Annotated in this window: 14 protein-coding genes; 7 read left to right on the top strand and 7 right to left on the bottom strand. The window is 58.3% G+C overall.

Translation table 11 applies throughout. From position 1 onward, the window contains the following. Positions 1-35: 35 nt before the first annotated feature. From AAGF34_RS15965 to AAGF34_RS15995, 7 genes are all read right to left on the bottom strand, one after another. A complete protein-coding gene (locus AAGF34_RS15965) occupies positions 36-1,076 on the bottom strand; it encodes a Gfo/Idh/MocA family oxidoreductase (protein WP_342616708.1) in 1,041 nt (346 codons plus the stop codon). Positions 1,077-1,086: 10 nt separating this feature from the next. Beyond that, positions 1,087-2,037, bottom strand: coding sequence for a sugar phosphate isomerase/epimerase (locus tag AAGF34_RS15970; RefSeq protein WP_342621114.1), 951 nt, complete (start codon positions 2,035-2,037; stop codon positions 1,087-1,089). Between the two features lie 24 nt (positions 2,038-2,061). Further along, positions 2,062-3,072 (bottom strand): inositol 2-dehydrogenase, encoded by a 1,011-nt coding sequence (gene iolG, locus AAGF34_RS15975; RefSeq protein ID WP_342616709.1) that lies wholly within the window; start codon positions 3,070-3,072, stop codon positions 2,062-2,064. A gap of 49 nt (positions 3,073-3,121) precedes the next feature. Next, positions 3,122-4,096, bottom strand: coding sequence for an ABC transporter permease (locus tag AAGF34_RS15980; RefSeq protein WP_342616710.1), 975 nt, complete (start codon positions 4,094-4,096; stop codon positions 3,122-3,124). Beyond that, complete coding sequence (locus AAGF34_RS15985; RefSeq protein WP_342616711.1) at positions 4,096-4,866, bottom strand: ATP-binding cassette domain-containing protein; 771 nt, start codon at positions 4,864-4,866, stop codon at positions 4,096-4,098. Before AAGF34_RS15985 ends, AAGF34_RS15980 begins: the two co-directional genes overlap by 1 nt. Before the next feature lie 14 nt (positions 4,867-4,880). Beyond that, the gene (locus tag AAGF34_RS15990) at positions 4,881-5,852 is read right to left on the bottom strand and encodes an ABC transporter permease (protein WP_342616712.1); all 972 of its coding nucleotides are present in this window, start codon (positions 5,850-5,852) and stop codon (positions 4,881-4,883) included. Between the two features lie 106 nt (positions 5,853-5,958). Continuing rightward, positions 5,959-6,984, bottom strand: coding sequence for a sugar ABC transporter substrate-binding protein (locus AAGF34_RS15995; protein ID WP_342616713.1), 1,026 nt, complete (start codon positions 6,982-6,984; stop codon positions 5,959-5,961). Between the two features lie 471 nt (positions 6,985-7,455). On the opposite strand from AAGF34_RS15995, the gene iolD reads away from it, so the two are divergent. The 7 genes from iolD (at position 7,456) to AAGF34_RS16030 (ending at position 17,627) form a co-directional block, all read left to right on the top strand. Continuing rightward, the gene (gene iolD / locus AAGF34_RS16000; RefSeq protein WP_342616714.1) at positions 7,456-9,306 is read left to right on the top strand and encodes a 3D-(3,5/4)-trihydroxycyclohexane-1,2-dione acylhydrolase (decyclizing); all 1,851 of its coding nucleotides are present in this window, start codon (positions 7,456-7,458) and stop codon (positions 9,304-9,306) included. Positions 9,307-9,328: 22 nt separating this feature from the next. Continuing rightward, positions 9,329-10,147 (top strand): SDR family oxidoreductase, encoded by an 819-nt coding sequence (locus tag AAGF34_RS16005; RefSeq protein ID WP_342616715.1) that lies wholly within the window; start codon positions 9,329-9,331, stop codon positions 10,145-10,147. 18 nt (positions 10,148-10,165) lie between these two features. Further along, positions 10,166-11,218 (top strand): sugar phosphate isomerase/epimerase, encoded by a 1,053-nt coding sequence (locus AAGF34_RS16010; RefSeq protein WP_342616716.1) that lies wholly within the window; start codon positions 10,166-10,168, stop codon positions 11,216-11,218. A gap of 10 nt (positions 11,219-11,228) precedes the next feature. Beyond that, complete coding sequence (locus AAGF34_RS16015) at positions 11,229-12,404, top strand: Gfo/Idh/MocA family oxidoreductase (RefSeq protein WP_342616717.1); 1,176 nt, start codon at positions 11,229-11,231, stop codon at positions 12,402-12,404. 115 nt (positions 12,405-12,519) lie between these two features. After that, positions 12,520-15,972, top strand: coding sequence for a pyruvate carboxylase (locus AAGF34_RS16020; protein ID WP_342616718.1), 3,453 nt, complete (start codon positions 12,520-12,522; stop codon positions 15,970-15,972). A gap of 929 nt (positions 15,973-16,901) precedes the next feature. After that, positions 16,902-17,168 carry a hypothetical protein gene (locus AAGF34_RS16025; RefSeq protein ID WP_342616719.1) on the top strand — a complete coding sequence of 89 codons (267 nt, stop codon included), beginning with the start codon at positions 16,902-16,904 and terminating at the stop codon, positions 17,166-17,168. 204 nt (positions 17,169-17,372) lie between these two features. Continuing rightward, a complete protein-coding gene (locus AAGF34_RS16030; RefSeq protein WP_342616720.1) occupies positions 17,373-17,627 on the top strand; it encodes a hypothetical protein in 255 nt (84 codons plus the stop codon). The last annotated feature ends 51 nt before the right edge of the window (positions 17,628-17,678 follow it).

Below are 17,678 nucleotides of genomic sequence, written 5' to 3' on the forward strand. Positions count from 1 at the left end.
ACTGTCAATAAATCATTCCGTCTAGGGCCTTAGCCTCAGACCTGGTACTTGGAACCTGGGGTGCCCCGCTCGTAAAAAGCGGGGCGCTCTGCAATGCGGATAGGCACGATTTGCTTGCTGTGGCGGGCTTCCACGCAGGCCTCGGCCGTGGCCGAGGCGAAATAGCCGTCCCAAGCTGTGGGGCCGGTGACCCGGCCGGCCTGGGTATCACGCAGCCACTCCTGCAGTTCCACGTCGTAGCTGTCAATGAATCGCGGCTTCCAGTCCATGAGGATCTCGGTGGACTGGCGACCCTCGGAGCGCAGCGCTACGGATGCAGGCTCAGGCAGACTGGCTACACCCGTCTCGCCCACCACATGGCACTGGATGTCGTAGCCAAAACGGCAGGTCACAAAAATCTCTGTGTCGATGCGAATGCCCTGGCTGGTTTCCAGCAGCACCATGATGGGGTCGTGCAGATCACCCTGTGCATTGCGGCACTTGCGACCCTGCACCACTTGTGCGGTGACGTAATCGTCATTGAGCAACCAACGCAAGACGTCGAGTTCGTGCACATGCGAGTCGGTAATGGCCATATCGCCGCCGTAGTTGGCAGGCACTGCAGGGTTGCGGTGTGCACAGTGGGCCATCAGCACATTGCCTATGGTGCCCGCGTCTATGGTTTGCTTGAGTGCGCGATAGCCCGCATCAAAGCGCCGCATAAAACCCACCTGCACCAGGCTCTTGCCGTGCTTGACTTCGGCTTCGACGATGCGAAGACCACCGGCCGCAGTAGTTGCCAACGGCTTCTCGCAGAACACAGGTTTGCCGGCGGCGATACATGCGAGCACCTGCTCCTCATGGGCCAGCCCCCAACTGGTGACCAGGAGCGCATCCACGTCCTCGGCCAGGATGACATCCTGGTATTTGGCATAGACACGCGCGTTGATGCCCGAGGCCAATGAGAAGACTTGCGTGGCTTCCAAGTTGATGTCGTTCAGCGCCACCACTCGGGCACCACTGAGTTTGAAGTGCAGGCGACGTGCATGGTCCTGACCGATGGCGCCACACCCAATAATTCCAATACGCAAGGTCATAGTGCTTTCTCTAGTCAAACGATCGAGGCAGTGCAGCCTTCAGCGTTGCCAAGGATTTCTTCACGCCGGTGAGCGGATCCATCGACAGGTCTTCCATTTCCAGGCTCACCGTGCCCTCGTAACCGATGTAGCGGGCCACGGAATAGAACTCCTTCCACCACTGCACATCGTGGCCATGGCCCAGTGCCACGTAATTCCAGGAGCGCGGTGCCGGATCAAACATCCAGTTGGTGTCGATCAGCGTCTGGGCATCGGCAATGCCGCGCTCAATGCGCACATCCTTGGCATGCATGTAGTGAATCAAGTCTTTGCCATATTCACGTAAGGCTGCAATCGGGTCGCCCCCCATCCACATATGGTGGCTGGGGTCAAAGTTCATGCCGACCACTGGGTCGATTACTGCGCGCATCTTCTTCATGGTCTGCGGGTTGTAGACCAGGTTGTAGTGGTGGTTTTCAAGCGCGACCTTTTCAATACCGCAATCCTTGGCAAATCTTGCTGTTTTCTCCCAATAAGGAAAAAACACATCATTCCACTGATAGTCCAGCATGGCCTGGTGTTCGGGGAAGAAGCTGCTAACCACCCAGTTCACCGTTGTGTCTGTCTTGTTACCGCCGGGGCAGCCCGACATCATCACAATGGTTTTCACGCCCAGCAGTTCGGCCAGGCGGTAGGTCTTTTCGACCACCAGTTTGTGCGCCTCACCCTTGGCGTTCGGCGCTAAGTGCTCACCGGAACAGTTCAGGGCCGAGATGTCCAGCCCGCGCCGGGCAATGGACGCCAGGAATTTGTCCCGCGCCGTCTTGCTGGTCAGCAATTCGTCCAGGGCGACAAACGGCGCCTTGGACCAACCGCCGCAGCCAAGTTCGATGGCTTCAAAGCCCAGGCTAGCCACAGTGTCCAGCATGTCTTCAAAGGGTTGATGACCGAGTGCATCGGTCACTAGGCTCATTTTCATCATGGTCACAAAAGCCCGCTCTTTGGATCAGGAGGCTACAGCACGGCCGTCGACCAGCTTCACGGAACGTCCTAATTGCTTGGACAGCGTTGCGGCCTCGGCCACCAGCAGCGCGTTCACGCCATCCTGCAAGGTGACTGGCATGGGCTTGCTTTGCTCCACGGCTTCCACAAAGGCACGCCATTCGGCTTCATAGGCACGCATGTAGCGCTCCAGAAAGAACAACTCGGGGCGTGCGGAAAGCGAGCCGGCCACCGTGCTCTTGACCACGGTGTTCTCCAGCACATTGCCCACCTGCAGCATGCCTTCGGAGCCCAGCACTTCCAGGCGCTGCTCGTGCCCGTAAACAGCGCGGCGGGAATTGCGGATGACCACCAGACGGCCATCGGCGTAGCGCAGTGTGGTCACGGCGGTGTCCACATCGCCTGCTTCACCAATGGCGGGATCGACCAGGCTGCTGCCAAAGGCCGAGACCTCGGCGGGCACGCCGCCAAACATCCAGCAGGCCATATCAAAGTCGTGGATGGAACTGTCGCGGAAGATGCCACCCGACACCAAGATGTAGCTAATGGGCGGGGGCGCTGGATCGAAGGAGGTGATGGCCAGCAACTCGCTCTTGCCGATCTCGCCCGCATCCAGCGCTTTTTTCAGGATGGCAAAGTTCGGGTCAAAACGGCGGTTAAAGCCGATCATGACCGGTCGGCCGTTGCGTGCGGCGGCGGCTTGGCAAGCCATGGCACGTTCCAGGCTCAGGTCCACCGGCTTCTCACATAAAACTGCCTTGCCGGCCTTGGTGGCGGCCTCAATAAGGTCCGAGTGGGTGTCGGTGGAGGTGGCGATCAGGACGGCATCAATGGCAGGGTCGTTGATGATCACATCCACCGAGTCGGCGCGGGCACCGGAATCGCGGGCCAGCTCAACAGCGGCAGCGCTGTGAATGTCTGCAACTGCCACCAGTTTGCTTCCAGGGTGTGCAGCAATGCTCTTTGCGTGCACTTTACCGATACGTCCGGCACCCAATAGTCCTACCTTGATCATGAAGAATCCTAAAAATAAGAGATGAAAACGAAATACAACGGTTACAGGTTCACACCTTGGCAGCCCAGATACGGAACCGCTGGTCACCATAGGAGGCAAACACAACGATTAGGCCCAGCAGTAGGATGAACCACTGCGGCTTAACCGCCATGACGACTAGATATGACTGGATGGACGACAGTAAGAAAGTGCCCAGGATGGTGCCGATCAGCGAGACACGCCCGCCAGAAAGCAAGCAGCCACCAAGCACGCAGGAAGCGATGGCCTGCAATTCCATTTGACGACCCATGGAGCCATCGGCGAAGCCGAGCTTGCCTGCTTCGAGTGCACCGGCAAAGGCCGCCAGTGCACCACACACGATAAAGGCAGTGATTTTGGTCTTACCGACGTGCACGCCGCGAGAGTGTGCGCTATCGCTTGAACCACCCACCGCCAGCAGTCGGTTGCCAAACGGGGTCGCATACAGCACCACCGACAGAGCGGCCATACCAAGAACCAGCCACACAATGGCCGTGTTGAAGCCCATTAGATCACCACCTCCCAATATCGTGTAGGTTACGGAGTCACGCTGCTCGTATGGCATGGAGAACGAAAATCCGTCGGTCAGTGCAATGGCAATGCCACGGAATATCATCAGAGTACCAAGCGTAATGATCAACGAGGGTGTTTTGGTCACTGTCACCAGGTAGCCGTTGAACCAGCCAATCGCGGCACCCACTACAGTGGCCGCAAGTGCAGCCAGCACCGGATCAATGCGTATCGACAGCCACAGGTAGGCCAGCGCGCCCATCCCCAGGGTTGAGCCGACCGAGATGTCGATCTCGCCGGTACCCATAACCAGGGCGACGCCCAGGCTCATCAGGCCCAGGGTTGCGGTGACCTGCAAAATGGTTCCGACGTTGAAAGAGTTGGCCCAGCGACCGCCCGAAGACAGCGAGAAGAAGGTAATGGCAACGACCGCAATGGCGAAGATGCCGATCTCGCCGTGGCGTGCAAACAGTCTTTTTAAGGAGGTGGGGCTCATTACGCGGCTCGCTTCTCTACTTGGCGTCCGCCCTGGCGAATCACTTCCTCCAGCGCATCTGCGGTCATTTCACTGGTCTTGGCGTCCTCGACCTTTTCACCGTTTTCCATGATCACGATGCGGTCAGCGAGTTTGTGCACCTGGAAAATGTCGTGTGTGATGTAGATCACCAGCAGACCTTGCTGTTTGAGTTGTACCGCCAGTTCGTTGACGTGTTCGCGCTCACGCACCGACAAGTGGTTGGTCGGCTCGTCCATGATCACGACGCGGTTCTTGAACTCAACAGCGCGACCGATCTTGACCGACTGGCGCTCACCACCAGAGAGGCGACCCACTTCGTCATCGGTGGAGACGTTATCGCGCAGACCGAATTCACGGATGACCTCGGTAGAGGTTTTGCGCATGGTCTTGAAGTCCAGAAATGGAATGCCCATGATGCGCTTGACCGGCTCGCGTCCGAGATAGAAATTGCGCGCAATCGATAGGTTGTCGCACAGACCAACTGACTGCTGGATCGTCTCTATGCCCTGGTTGATAGCCAGGCTGGGATGGAATTGCGTGACGCGTTGGCCATCGAAATACACCTCGCCGGCGTTCGGCGTGTGAATGCCACACAGCACGCGGATCAGTGTAGTCTTGCCGGCGCCGTTGTCGCCGACCAGGCCGACCAGTTCGCCAGCATGGAAGTCCACTGATACGTTTTTCAGCGCATGGAAAGATCCGAAATGGAGGTCGATGTTTTTGACTTGGATGAGTGGATGATTCGACATGGTGGTGCTCGGGTTTACAGGGAACGGTTGACCTTGTTGGCCAGGTATTGGTTGAAGATGACAGCTGCGATCAGCACTGCGCCGACAAAGGTCATGTACCAGGAAGAGGGGGCGCCCAGCGCAATCAGCTCATAACGCACAGATACGACGATGAAGGTACCCAGCAGTGCACCAATCAGGGAGCCACGTCCACCAGTCAGCAAGCAGCCGCCGATTACGGCTGCTGCAATGGCTTCGAGCTCCATCAGTTCGCCCAGCGTGACGTGGGTTTGAGGGTTGTCGCATAGTGTGATGATTCCGGATAAGCCCGCCAGCATCGAGCACAGCACAAAGGTTGCGAGCTTGACGTGGTCGGTGCGCACGCCGCGAGATTCAGCACTGTCCTGCTGTCCGCCAGTGGCCAGCAGGTGGTTGCCAAAGCGGGTGAGCAAGAGCATCACGCTGAGCAGCACGGCCACCAGCACTGTCCACCAGATCACGGCTGGCAGGCCTAGAAGGTGGCCGCCAAACATTTGTGTTAGCCAGTGGGTGCGCGCATCGGCGGAGAAGGTGCTGACGGTGCCACCGGTCCACACGTAGATGACGCCGCGCACGCTGAAAAGTCCACCCAAGGTGACGATCATGGAGGGCAGCTTTAGGCGCACGACGGCCAGGCCTTGTAGTAGGCCGATCAGGGCGGCCAACGCCATGGCCGCAATAAAAGACATCGGGACGCCAAGCACCGGCTCCAGCGTCACAAAAGAAACACCTGCCAGGCCGTAGACCGAGCCCACAGACAGGTCGATTTCGCGGGCGATGATGACCAGCGCAAGGCCCATCGACAGTAGGCCCAGGATGGCGGAGAACTGCAGCACGTTCGCCAAGGAGTTGGTGTTCCACCAGCCATTGAAGTCGATTAACGTGAACAGAACCAGCATGGCACTCACGCCGATAACCGAGCCCAGAGACTGGCCGGTCAGAAGCCTGCGAAGGTAAATATTCGTCATGGATTGCAATTGAAGTCAAGAGATGTGAGCCCCTGCGACCAACGGGATAGACCCGGTGGCCGCAAGGGACCGTGGCCCGGATTCAAGTCCGGCCCAAGGGCTCAGCTTATTGCCAGCCAGTCTGTTTCTTGTACTCGGCATCACCGAACACGCCGCGTACCAGCTTGGCCCACTTGTCGGCGTTGTCCTTGTTGATGATGACCGGACCGGTCAAGATGTCGGACTTGGGCTCATAGCCCAGTTCGTGGTACCAGTACAGCCACTCCATGGGAGCGTAGCCCTGCAGCCAAAAGCCTTGGCTGTTGGCTGCCAAAATGTGACCTTGGCGCACACCTTCGATAGAGACTGGACCTTCGTCCACAGTGATGATGGTCATGCCCTTTTTGCCGATGTCAGGGTTCAGCCCCATCTTGTTGGCCACGTCCCAAGCCCAGGGCGACGACCAGCCGGCCACGGTAAAGATGTAGTTGGCATCCTTGTGCGATTGCAGGTAGGCCTGCATTGCATTGCGGGCCTGAGTTGGCTCAGCACTGATGAACAGTTCGTCGAACTTGGCACCTGCGGCTTCCATCACTTCACGCATGCCCTTGCATCGTGCCTTCAGACCTTGGTGGGCCGCATCGTGCACAGCGCACATTACGCGGGTGGGCATGGGCACTTTGCCAGCCTTGGCTTGGGCCAGGGCGTATTGACCGAGATTTTTGCCGGTCAAGTATTCGTCACCGCCGACATAGGTCAGGTAAGGGATGCGCTTGCCTTCGGGGCGGCTGTCAGGAATGTTGAATGCCACAACGGGGATGCCGGAAGCAATCGCCTTGCGCAGCGGGCCTTCAAAGGCATTGGCGTCGACGATGGGCACTGCAATGCCGTCCGGATGGGTTGCAATAGCTTGTTCGAGTAGACGCACATGCTCTTGCACCGAGTAGTTGTTGGTGGATATGTACTCGGTTTTGACGTTCGGGTACTTCTTTTCGAACTCCTTGAGCGACTCGGTGAGCCAGCCCATGTTGGCGTCGTTCGAGCCAATGTGAGAGACCATCACAAAGCGATAGTCTTTTGCCAAAGCAGCGCCTGCTGCGAGTGCGATGCCAGCGGCAATCACGGTGGTTTTAATTAGCTTAGCGAGTTTCATTTGCCATCCTTCATTTGAATAATCTGTGTTGACTAAATTGCTCTGTTAGAGCAAGTAACTGATTGCATGCATGTTTGCGTTGTCTTGCTGCTCTCCTTTAAATTTGTATAGATATTCATGACACTTTTGAGGTAACCGGATCCACTTGAACCGCTCCAAAGAGCCAATCCTCAGCGATGCAGGATTCGGTCCTGAGACCGTGATCTTGAGCGCCTGTCGATGGTATGTTTGCGCAAATTGCAAGTCAACGAAACTAGCAATTAATATTGCAAAACATAGGGAAAATCCCTAGGTTTTCTCGATCTCCGGAACGTTTTTGAATTGAATTCGGTGGTGGTCGACATGTCTCACTGGTGGACATCCGTGTTTTCCCTAAGCATCATGCAATATCGACACTGCAGCGAGTCATTGTGCAATAATTATTGCTGCTAATTGAAATCGTCAATACACCACTCAAAACCAGGAGATTCCATGCCCGAGAAGACCGTCAGGCTGACCATGGCGCAAGCGCTGGTCAAGTACCTATGCAACCAATTCACTGAAATCGAGGGCGAAAAAGTACCGCTCTTTGCCGGTGTCTTTGCCATCTTTGGTCATGGCAATGTGACCTGCCTGTCCGAGGCCTTGGAAGCTGTGCAAGACACCTTGCCCACTTGGCGCGGACAGAATGAACAGTCCATGGCGCTATCTGCCGTGGCCTTTGCCAAGGCCAAGAAGCGCCGCCAGTTGATGGTGGCCGCCACCTCCATCGGCCCGGGTGCCGCCAATATGGTGACCGCTGCTGGCACCGCTCACGCGAACCGTTTGCCGGTACTATTGTTGGCTGGTGACACTTTTGCCAACCGTTTGCCAGACCCGGTGTTGCAACAAGTCGAGCACTTCAATAATCCGACCATCACCGTCAACGACAGTTTCAAGGCGGTGGTGCGTTACTGGGACCGCATCACGTTGCCCGAGCAAATCATTACCTCTTTGCCTCAAGCCATTGCCACGATGCTGGACCCGGCGGACTGCGGCCCGGCCTTTATCGGCCTGTGCCAGGACACGCAAGAAATTGCCTTCGATTACCCCATCGAATTCTTTGCCCCCACCTCCTGGACCGTGCCGCGCCCCCGTGCTGACAAGGACAAGATTGCACAAGCCGTGGCACTGCTCAAGACGGCAAAGAAGCCGCTGATCATTTCCGGCGGTGGCGTGCGCTACTCCCTGGCCGAAACGCAGGTGGCCGACTTTGCACTGCGCCACAACATCCCGGTGGTGGAAACCATTGCCGGCAAGGGCGGCTTGACCCACTACCACCCGGCCCATGCCGGCCCTATCGGCATCGTGGGCTCCACCTCGGCCAACGCATTGGCAACGGACGCTGACGTGATTCTGGCCATTGGCACCCGTCTGCAAGATTTCACCACCGGATCCTGGACCCTGTTCAATCGCGAGGCCAAGTTCATTTCCGTCAACGCCGCGCGTTGGGACGCCACCAAGCACCGCGCCCTGTCGGTCGTGGGCGATGCACGCGAAACCATTGTGGAACTGGAAGAAGCCATTGGTGCCTGGGAAGCATCTCCGGAGTGGTTCAACCAATCGCGCGCATTGTTCGGCGATTGGGAGTTGCTGCTTGAAAGCCACAAGAAGCCGACCAACGCACCCATCCCCACCTACGCGCAAGTCGTGGATGTGGTCAACAAAGGTGCGCGTGACAACGACACCCTGATTGCAGCCGCCGGTGGCATGCCGGGCGAAGTCACCAAGGGTTGGCGTGTGAAGGACCCGCACACCTTTGACTGCGAATTCGGCTTCTCCTGCATGGGCTATGAGATTGCAGCTGGTTGGGGGCACGCCATGGCCAAGGACGGCAAGGGCACACCCATCGTGATGCTGGGTGATGGAACCTACATGATGATGAACTCGGACATCTACTCCACCGTGCTGTCGGGACACAAAATGATTGTGGTGGTCTGCGACAACGGCGGCTACGCAGTGATCAACCGCCTGCAGCAATTCAAGGGCGTGCCCGGCTTTAACAACCTGCTCAAGGACTGCCGCGTCAAGCAGCCCTTCCCGGTGGACTTTGTGAAGCACGCCGAATCCATGGGCGCTCTGGCGCGCAGCTGCGCGACGCTGGAAGAACTGGCAGAGGCCATGGAGTGGGCACAGAACAACGACCGCACCACGCTCATCACCATCGTCACCGACGCCTATGCCTGGGTTCCGGGTGACGCAGACTGGGACGTGGGCGTGCCCGAGGTCAGCACCCGCAAATCCGTGCAGGAAGCCCGCGTGCAGCAGGAACTTATTCGCAGCAAACAACGTGTTGGCATTTAACTAATTGAACCAAGGAAATAGCATGAATCGTCTCGATGGAAAAGTAGCCGTTATCACCGGCGGAACGCAAGGTCTGGGCGCAGCCATTGCGCTGCAATTTGCCAAAGCCGGAGCCGCAGGCTTGGCCATTTGCGGTCGTTCCGCAGCCAAAGGCGAAGCGGTGGCACTTCGCATAGAAAAAGAAACTGGCGTCAAGACCGTATTTGTTGCTGCCGACCTGAATAGAGTGGACGACTGCCGCAATGTGATCGCCCAGGCTGACAAGACCTTTGGCCGCATTGATGTGCTGGTGAATGCTGCTGGTCTCACCGACCGGGGCAATCTGCTCAACACCTCACAAGACCTGTTTGATCGCATGTTTGCAGTCAATGTGCGCGCGCCTTTCTTCCTGATGCAAGAAGCCGCTAAGCGCATGATCCGTGACGGAATCCAAGGCAATATGGTCAACATCGGCTCCACTTCCGAGCGTGCCGGTCAGCCCTTTATCGCACCCTACTGCGCCTCCAAGGGCGCGCTGGCCACACTCACCCGCAACTCGGGCTATGCGCTGATGCGCAACCGCATTCGCGTCAATCAACTCGACATCGGATGGATGGCTTCTGACGGTGAAGACCGCACGCAGCGCGAATACCACGGTGCCGACGAAAACTGGCTGGAGAAGGCCGCAGCCGCACAGCCCTTTGGTCGCCTGCTGGACCCCGCTGAAGTGGCCAAGGCCGTGGCCTTTTTGGCATCCGACGATAGCGGCATGATGACCGGCTCGGTGATCCACTTTGACCAGTCGGTCTGGGGTGGTTACGACGCCGCGCCTCCGGTTCCTGCCGGTCCCATGACTGAATAAGCAGAGAGTGCGTCAAGCATGAAAACCATCAAAGGACCCGGCATTTACCTGGCGCAGTTTGCGACCGATGAGGCACCCTTCAACCAGCTGGACACGCTGGCCCAATGGGTGGCCGACAGGGGCTTCAAGGGCGTGCAAATTCCAACCTGGGATACCCGCATCTTCAACCTGAAGCTGGCCGCCGAGAGCCAGACCTATTGCGATGACATCACCGGCATGCTGGCCTCCAAGGGCCTACAAGTGACCGAACTGGCCTCGCATATCACCGGGCAACTGGTAGCCGTGCACCCCGCGCACGACCAGATCATGGACAGCTTCGCACCGGAGGCCGTGCGCGGCAATCCGGCTCTGCGCCAGCAATGGGCCGTGGAGCAAATGGGCTATTGCGCGCGAGCTTCCAAGAACCTGGGGCTGGACCGCCATGTGTCCTTTACCGGCTCGCTGCTGTGGCCTTATCTCTATCCCTATCCCCAGTGGCCCGAAGGCTTGGTGGACGAGGCCTTTGATGAACTGGCCAAACGCTGGCTGCCCATCCTGAACCAGTTCGACGACAACGGCGTGGACCTCTGCTATGAGGTACACCCCTGCGAAGACGTTCACGATGGCCTGACCTTCGAGATGTTCCTAGAGCGCGTGGGCAACCACAAGCGCTGCAACATGCTCTACGACCCCAGCCACTTTGTGCTGCAGCAGCTCGATTACCTGGCCTTTATCGACCACTACCACGAGCGCATCAAGATGTTCCACGTTAAGGACGCCGAGTTCCGCCCGAATGGCAAGACCGGTGTCTACGGCGGCTTCCAGCCCTGGAAGACACGGGCCGGACGTTTCCGCTCGCTGGGTGATGGACAGGTGGACTTCGGTGCGATCTTCTCCAAATTCGCCACCTACGACTTCGACGGCTGGGCCGTGCTGGAGTGGGAGTGCTTTCTCAAGAACTCCGACGACGGCGCACGCGAGGGCGCGGAGTTCATCAAGAAACACATCATCAAGGTGTCAGAGCGTGCGTTCGATGACTTTGTAAAGTCGGGTGCCAACAAGGCTGCCAACCGCAGCATCCTCGGAATTTAAGGAAATACAAATGTCTACAGACAACAACGCACGTCGCCCCTTGCGACTGGGCATGGTGGGCGGCGGGGAAGGCGCCTACATCGGCAACATCCACCGCATCGCGGCGCGCCAGGATGGCGCCCTGCAGCTTGTGGCTGGCGCCTTTGACGTGGACGCAGCGCGTGGCCACAAGTTCGCAGCCAGCCAGGGCCTAGCTGCTGACCGGTCTTATGGTGACTACAAGCAGATGCTGGAAGCCGAACTCAAGCGCGAAGACCGCATTGACGTGGTCGCCATCTGCACGCCCAACCACACACACTTCCCCATCGCCAAGGCCTTCCTGGAAGCCGGCTTTGACGTGATCTGCGAAAAGCCCCTGACCACCACCTTGGAAGACGCGGTGGCACTGGACGCACTGGTGAAAAAGACCGGCCGCTTCATGGGCGTGACCTACACCTATTCCGGATACCCCATGATTCACGAAGCCCGCGAAATGGTGGCAGATGGCAAGCTGGGCAAGATTCGCGTCGTGCAGGTCGAGTACCCGCTGGAGTGGATGGCCACGGCGATTGAATCCGAAGGCAATGCCCAGGCCGCCTGGCGCACCGACCCCAAGAAGTCCGGCCGCGGTGGTTCCATTGGCGATATCGGTACCCATGCCTACCATCTGGCCGGCTTTGTCACCGGCCTCAAGGCCGAGGCGATTACGGCCGATCTGGCGACCTTTGTGGAAGGCCGCCAACTGGATGACAATGCCCACGTGATGATTCGCTACCAGGGTGGTGCGCGCGGCCTGCTGTGGTCGTCGCAAGTGGCCATCGGTTGCTCCAACGGCGTGCGCCTGCGCGTGTTCGGTGAGAAGGGATCGCTCCAGTGGTTCCAGGAAAATCCCAATGACCTTTTGTTCACCGGCTTGCTGGGCCGCACCGAGCTGTTCAAGCGCGGCGCAGGCGATTTGTCGGACGCCGCCAAGGCCCGCACACGTACGCCTCCGGGACATCCCGAAGGCTATCTGGAAGCCTTTGCCACTCTCTACAGTGGTTTTGCAGAAGCCATCAACGCGCGCCGTGAATGCCGCGAGCCAACGGCCATCGGCAAGAACATACCGCTGGCCTATGATGGTCTCAAGGGTGTGGCCTTTGTGGACGCGGTGGTGGACAGCGCGCAGGCAACGGACCAGCCCTGGATTACGCCGTTCGCTGTGTAACTACGACCCGGTCCCTCGCCACGGCGAGGGGCTTGTTTCAAGTGTGGGCGCGAAATGGTGAGCGTCTTCCATTCGAGCGGATCGAATGCATTTGAACCAAGCATTTGCACTCACCATGACACACAAAATCCGCAGCATTCTGGTTGCCAACCGCAGTGAAATCGCCATCCGCGTGCTGCGCGCGGCCTCCGAGATGGGCATACGCACAGTTGCCATCTACTCCAACGAAGACCGCTTTGCCCTGCACCGTTTCAAGGCCGACGAGTCGTATCTCGTGGGTGCGGGCAAGAAGCCGATTGCCGCCTATCTGGACATCGCCGACATTGTGCGCATTGCCAAAGAGGCCGAAGTGGACGCCATCCACCCCGGCTACGGTTTCCTCTCGGAGAACCCCGATTTTGCCGATGCCTGCGCAGCCGCGGGCATTGCCTTCATTGGCCCCAATGGTGATGTCATGCGCACCCTGGGCAACAAGGTGGCGGCCCGCGCGGTGGCCGTGGCTGCCAACGTGCCCGTGGTGCCTGCCACCACCGCATTGCCTGAGGACATCGAAGTCTGCAAGAAGATGGCCCTTGAAGTGGGCTACCCTCTGATGCTCAAGGCCAGCTGGGGCGGCGGTGGACGTGGCATGCGCGTAATTGAGACCGAGGCCGACCTGGCCCCCATGAAGGAGCTGGCCCAGCGCGAAGCGCTGGCTGCCTTTGGCAATGACGAGGTGTACCTGGAGAAACTGGTACGCCGCGCCCGCCATGTGGAGGTGCAAGTGTTGGGCGACAAGCACGGCAACCTGGTGCATTTGTTCGAGCGCGATTGTTCGGTGCAGCGGCGCAACCAGAAAGTGGTGGAGCGCGCACCCGCCCCCTACATGGATGAAGCCACCCGGACCGAGCTGTGCGAATCGGCACTGCGCCTGGCCCGTGCGGCACACTACAGCCACGCAGGCACCGTGGAGTACCTGTATGACGTGGACACAAGCAAGTATTACTTCATCGAGGTCAACCCGCGCATCCAGGTCGAGCACACCGTCACCGAAGTGGTGACTGGTGTGGACATCGTCAAGGCCCAGATCCGCGTGACCGAAGGTGCGCGGGTCGGGGGCGACGATTCCTTTATCCCGCTGCAAGAAGACATTTCGTTGCGCGGTCACGCCCTGCAGTGCCGTGTCACCACCGAGGACCCGGAAAACCACTTCACCCCCGACTACGGCAAGATCGCCGTCTACCGCAGTGCCGCAGGCTTTGGCATCCGCCTTGATGCAGGCACGGCCTATGCCGGAGCGGTGATTACGCCGTACTACGACTCCCTCTTGGTCAAGGTCACCGCCTGGGGCCATACGCCCAATGAGGCGGCTTCGCGCATGGACCGCGCACTGCGCGAATTCCGCGTGCGGGGCCTGTCCACCAACCTGCAGTTTCTGGAAAACGTCATCGCCCATCCGCTGTTTCGCAGCGGCGAATGCACCACGCGCTTTATTGACACCACACCCGAGCTGTTCAACTTCGTCAAGCGCCGTGACCGTGCCACGCGCCTCCTGAAGTTCCTGGGCGAGGTCGCAGTTAATGGCAACCCGGAGATGAAGGGGCGCACCCTGCCTGCGCTCCCGCTGGCTGCGCCCATCAAACCCCTGTGTGACATCACCACGCCCATTCCGAAGGGCAGCCGAGACCGCTTCAAGGAACTCGGTGCCCTGGGCTTTGCCCAGTGGATGAAAGACCAGCCGCAGGTGCTCTTGACCGACACCACCATGCGTGACGCCCACCAGTCGCTGTTTGCCACCCGCATGCGCAGCCACGACATGACGCAGATAGCGCCGCACTACGCGCGCATGTTGCCCCAACTCTTCAGCATGGAGTGCTGGGGTGGCGCCACCTTTGATGTGGCCCTGCGCTTTTTGAAAGAAGACCCCTGGGAGCGCCTGGCCAGGTTGCGCGAGGCCACGCCCAACATCCTGTTTCAGATGCTGCTGCGCGCCTCCAATGCGGTGGGCTACACCAACTATTCCGACAACGTGGTGCGCTACTTTGTGCAACAGGCCGCGAAAAACGGTGTGGATGTGTTCCGCGTGTTTGACTCTCTCAACTGGGTGGACAACATGCGTGTGGCCATGGACGCGGTAATCGAGTCGGGCGCCTTGTGCGAAGGCGCGCTATGCTACACCGGCGACCTGTTTGATAGCAAGCGCAGCAAGTATGACCTGAAGTATTACGTGAGTCTGGCAAAGGAGTTGGAAAAGGCGGGCGCCCATATCCTGGGTATCAAGGACATGGCCGGTGTGTGCAAGCCCCGCGCGGCAGCAGAACTGGTGCGAGTTTTGAAGCAGGAGGTGGGTCTGCCCATCCATTTCCACACCCACGACACCAGCGGCATCTCGGCCGCCAGCGTGCTGGCTGCTATCGAAGCCGGTTGCGATGCAGTGGACGGTGCGCTGGATTCTATGAGCGGGCTTACGTCACAACCCAACCTGGGCTCCATAGCCGCTGCCCTCAAAGGCTCCGCGCGCGACCCCAACATGGACTTGGATGCCATGCAGGCCCTCTCGCACTACTGGGAAGGCGTGCGCCGAGCCTATGCGCCATTTGAGGCCGATATGCGTGCTGGTACTTCGGACGTGTACAACCACGAAATGCCCGGTGGTCAGTACACCAATCTGCGCGAGCAGGCACGAGCGATGGGCCTGGCGCACCGCTGGCCTGAAGTCTCCAAGGCCTATGCGGAAGTAAACGTGCTGTTTGGTGACATTGTGAAAGTCACGCCCACCTCCAAGGTGGTGGGCGACATGGCGCTCTTCATGGTGGCAAATGACCTGCAGCCCGAGGACGTGCGCAACCCGGCTAAGGACGTAGCGTTTCCTGATTCGGTGGTCTCGCTCTTCAAGGGTGAGCTGGGCTTCCCGCCAGACGGCTTCCCCAAGGAGCTTGAGAAGAAGGTGCTCAAGGGCGAAGCCCCCAGGCAGGGCCGAGCGGGCGACCATTTGCCGCCTGTCGATCTGGACGCCAAGCGCGCTGAAGCCGAGGCTGCCATGGGGCGCAAGGTGAGCGATACCGACTTGGCTTCGTACCTGATGTACCCCAAGGTTTTCAAGGACTATGCTGAGCACCGCAGCCACTTCAGCGATGTGTCACTGCTACCAACATCGCCCTTCTTTTACGGACTGAGCGACCGTGAAGAGGCGTCGATTGACATCGACAAGGGCAAGACTCTGGTGGTGCGCCAGACTGGCCGCTCAGAAGGCGTGGACGAAGAGGGCAAGGTCAAAGTGTTCTTCGAGCTCAACGGCCAGCCGCGAACGGTGCGGGTACCCAAGGCGGGCATTGCGGGAACCGGGCACGCCAAGGCCAAGGCCGAAGAAGGCAATGCCAACCACATAGGCGCGCCCATGCCGGGCATGGTAGTCACCGTTGCTGTGAAGGTGGGGCAAACGGTCAAAAAAGGAGATCCGCTGGTGTCCATGGAGGCCATGAAGATGGAGACCATGCTGACTGCTGAGCGTGATGCCACGGTGCATGCGGTATACGTTCGCTCGGGTGATGTGATTAATGCCAAGGACTTGTTGATTGAGTTGCGCTAACGTAAAGGGCATTCCAAACTAAGTGCGCCGGCGTTCCAGGCACTGCGCCGAATCGACAGTGAAAGTCTGCTGAACGACAGCAAGCGGTCATAGGCATTAGTAATCTCTAAGACTGCAGTTGGTCGAGTCCAGCGATTTCGTCATCCGATTTGCCTTCCACAAAGCTGACATGGAAAATCAACTGCCCGTACAGTCGACGTCGGTTTAACTGGATCGCTAACTGAAAGGCTTTAGTACCTGCCAGTGACTCGAGTCAATCAAGCGTTGCTTGTTGTGGGCCCGCTTCAAGACTAATGTGTTCCATGCGCCCTGGCTTAAGTTGTCGGCTTTGTGTGATGGTCATCGCAAAGTCAGAGACCACAGAACATGAAAGCAATCGAATGTGTTTCCACTGGCAGCCCCGCACATAGCGCCTTGTCGACAGCCATTCACAGCTATGGAATCTGCAGCTTTTTGTGTTGCTTCGTAGGCAACTGGCTCATCCTTTGTGCTGTTGTACAGAAGTGTGATCACAATTTTTGGTGAGTCAACTTATCCCCTGACGGGTGGCATGAGCAATTTGTGCATTGGCACGCACTACTCGATTCGGAGGGTGCAACAAGACTTCTGCAGCATTCTGAGTAGCTGGGTTAGACAAATAGGTAGGCGAGTGGGGGATGCTGTCTAGACGTTGATTTTCTCTAGGTCATGTCGTAAGCGATTTAAATTATTTCAAATGATCGTCATGATTATCCCAATAATCACCGCGTAATATAAATAGGCATAAAATGGCATTTTCCAGTTGATGCTGATCTAAGCCCTTGATTGCACACGAAAAATCCCAAACGCCCCGACGGCCAATAGCCGTTCAGCAGTGGTCGCCTTTTGAAGCGCGGTACTTGCCAGCCGGCGCGTGGCCGCTATCGTGTGGGAAAAATCAAGGAGCACTCGTGATTGCCAACCTCAACATCTCCGACCACGCATCTGGGGGCTATGTGGTGCACGTGGACAACGGCCTCCCGGGACTGCCATACGCCTCGATTGCGCAGGCTATCGCCGACCATGAAGACATCCCCAGCGAATACGCAACGCACGCGAACATTGAGTACCAAGGGGTGCGTTTGGCCACCATGGCCGTGGAGGACATTCGGGGGCGGGGGCATGAGCTTGCGGCTCAGTTGCTTGCCGTGTGGAGCCAGATCCAGGCAGAGGCATGATGCGCACGGCATCTGCACTCACACCCTCTACAGAGCCCATGGCACCCCTGAAAGCTCTCACGTGTTCGAGCTATAGCACCTCCATGGGAGGCTATGTTTTCCTCCTTAACCAATTTTGAGCCTGATGTAAGAATTTTGCGTCCTGTCCGACAGATGGTTGTCTGAACTCCTTCAGGCGATCCTCAACCTAATAAGGACTTAAAAATGGACAGCAAGAAAACCGGTATCGCATTGGCAACGGCAGCCGCAGCACTGTTTGCAATGGGTGCATTCACTGCGCCAGCAAGCTTTGCGGCTGACATGGGCGTGCACTGTGTAGGCGCTAACAGTTGCAAGGGCACTTCCGAGTGCAAATCCGCCTCCAATGATTGCAAAGGCATGAATGCCTGTAAGGGCCAGGGCTGGGTCAGCAAAGTGAACGATGCGGAATGCAAGGCAGCGGGCGGCATGGTCAAGTAAAAAGCCAAAGAGGCGAGAGCGATGTGGGGGAATCCTCCCCTGCGTCGCCAA

It is taken from the genome of Rhodoferax sp. GW822-FHT02A01 (assembly GCF_038784515.1).
GTDB lineage: Bacteria > Pseudomonadota > Gammaproteobacteria > Burkholderiales > Burkholderiaceae_C > Allorhodoferax.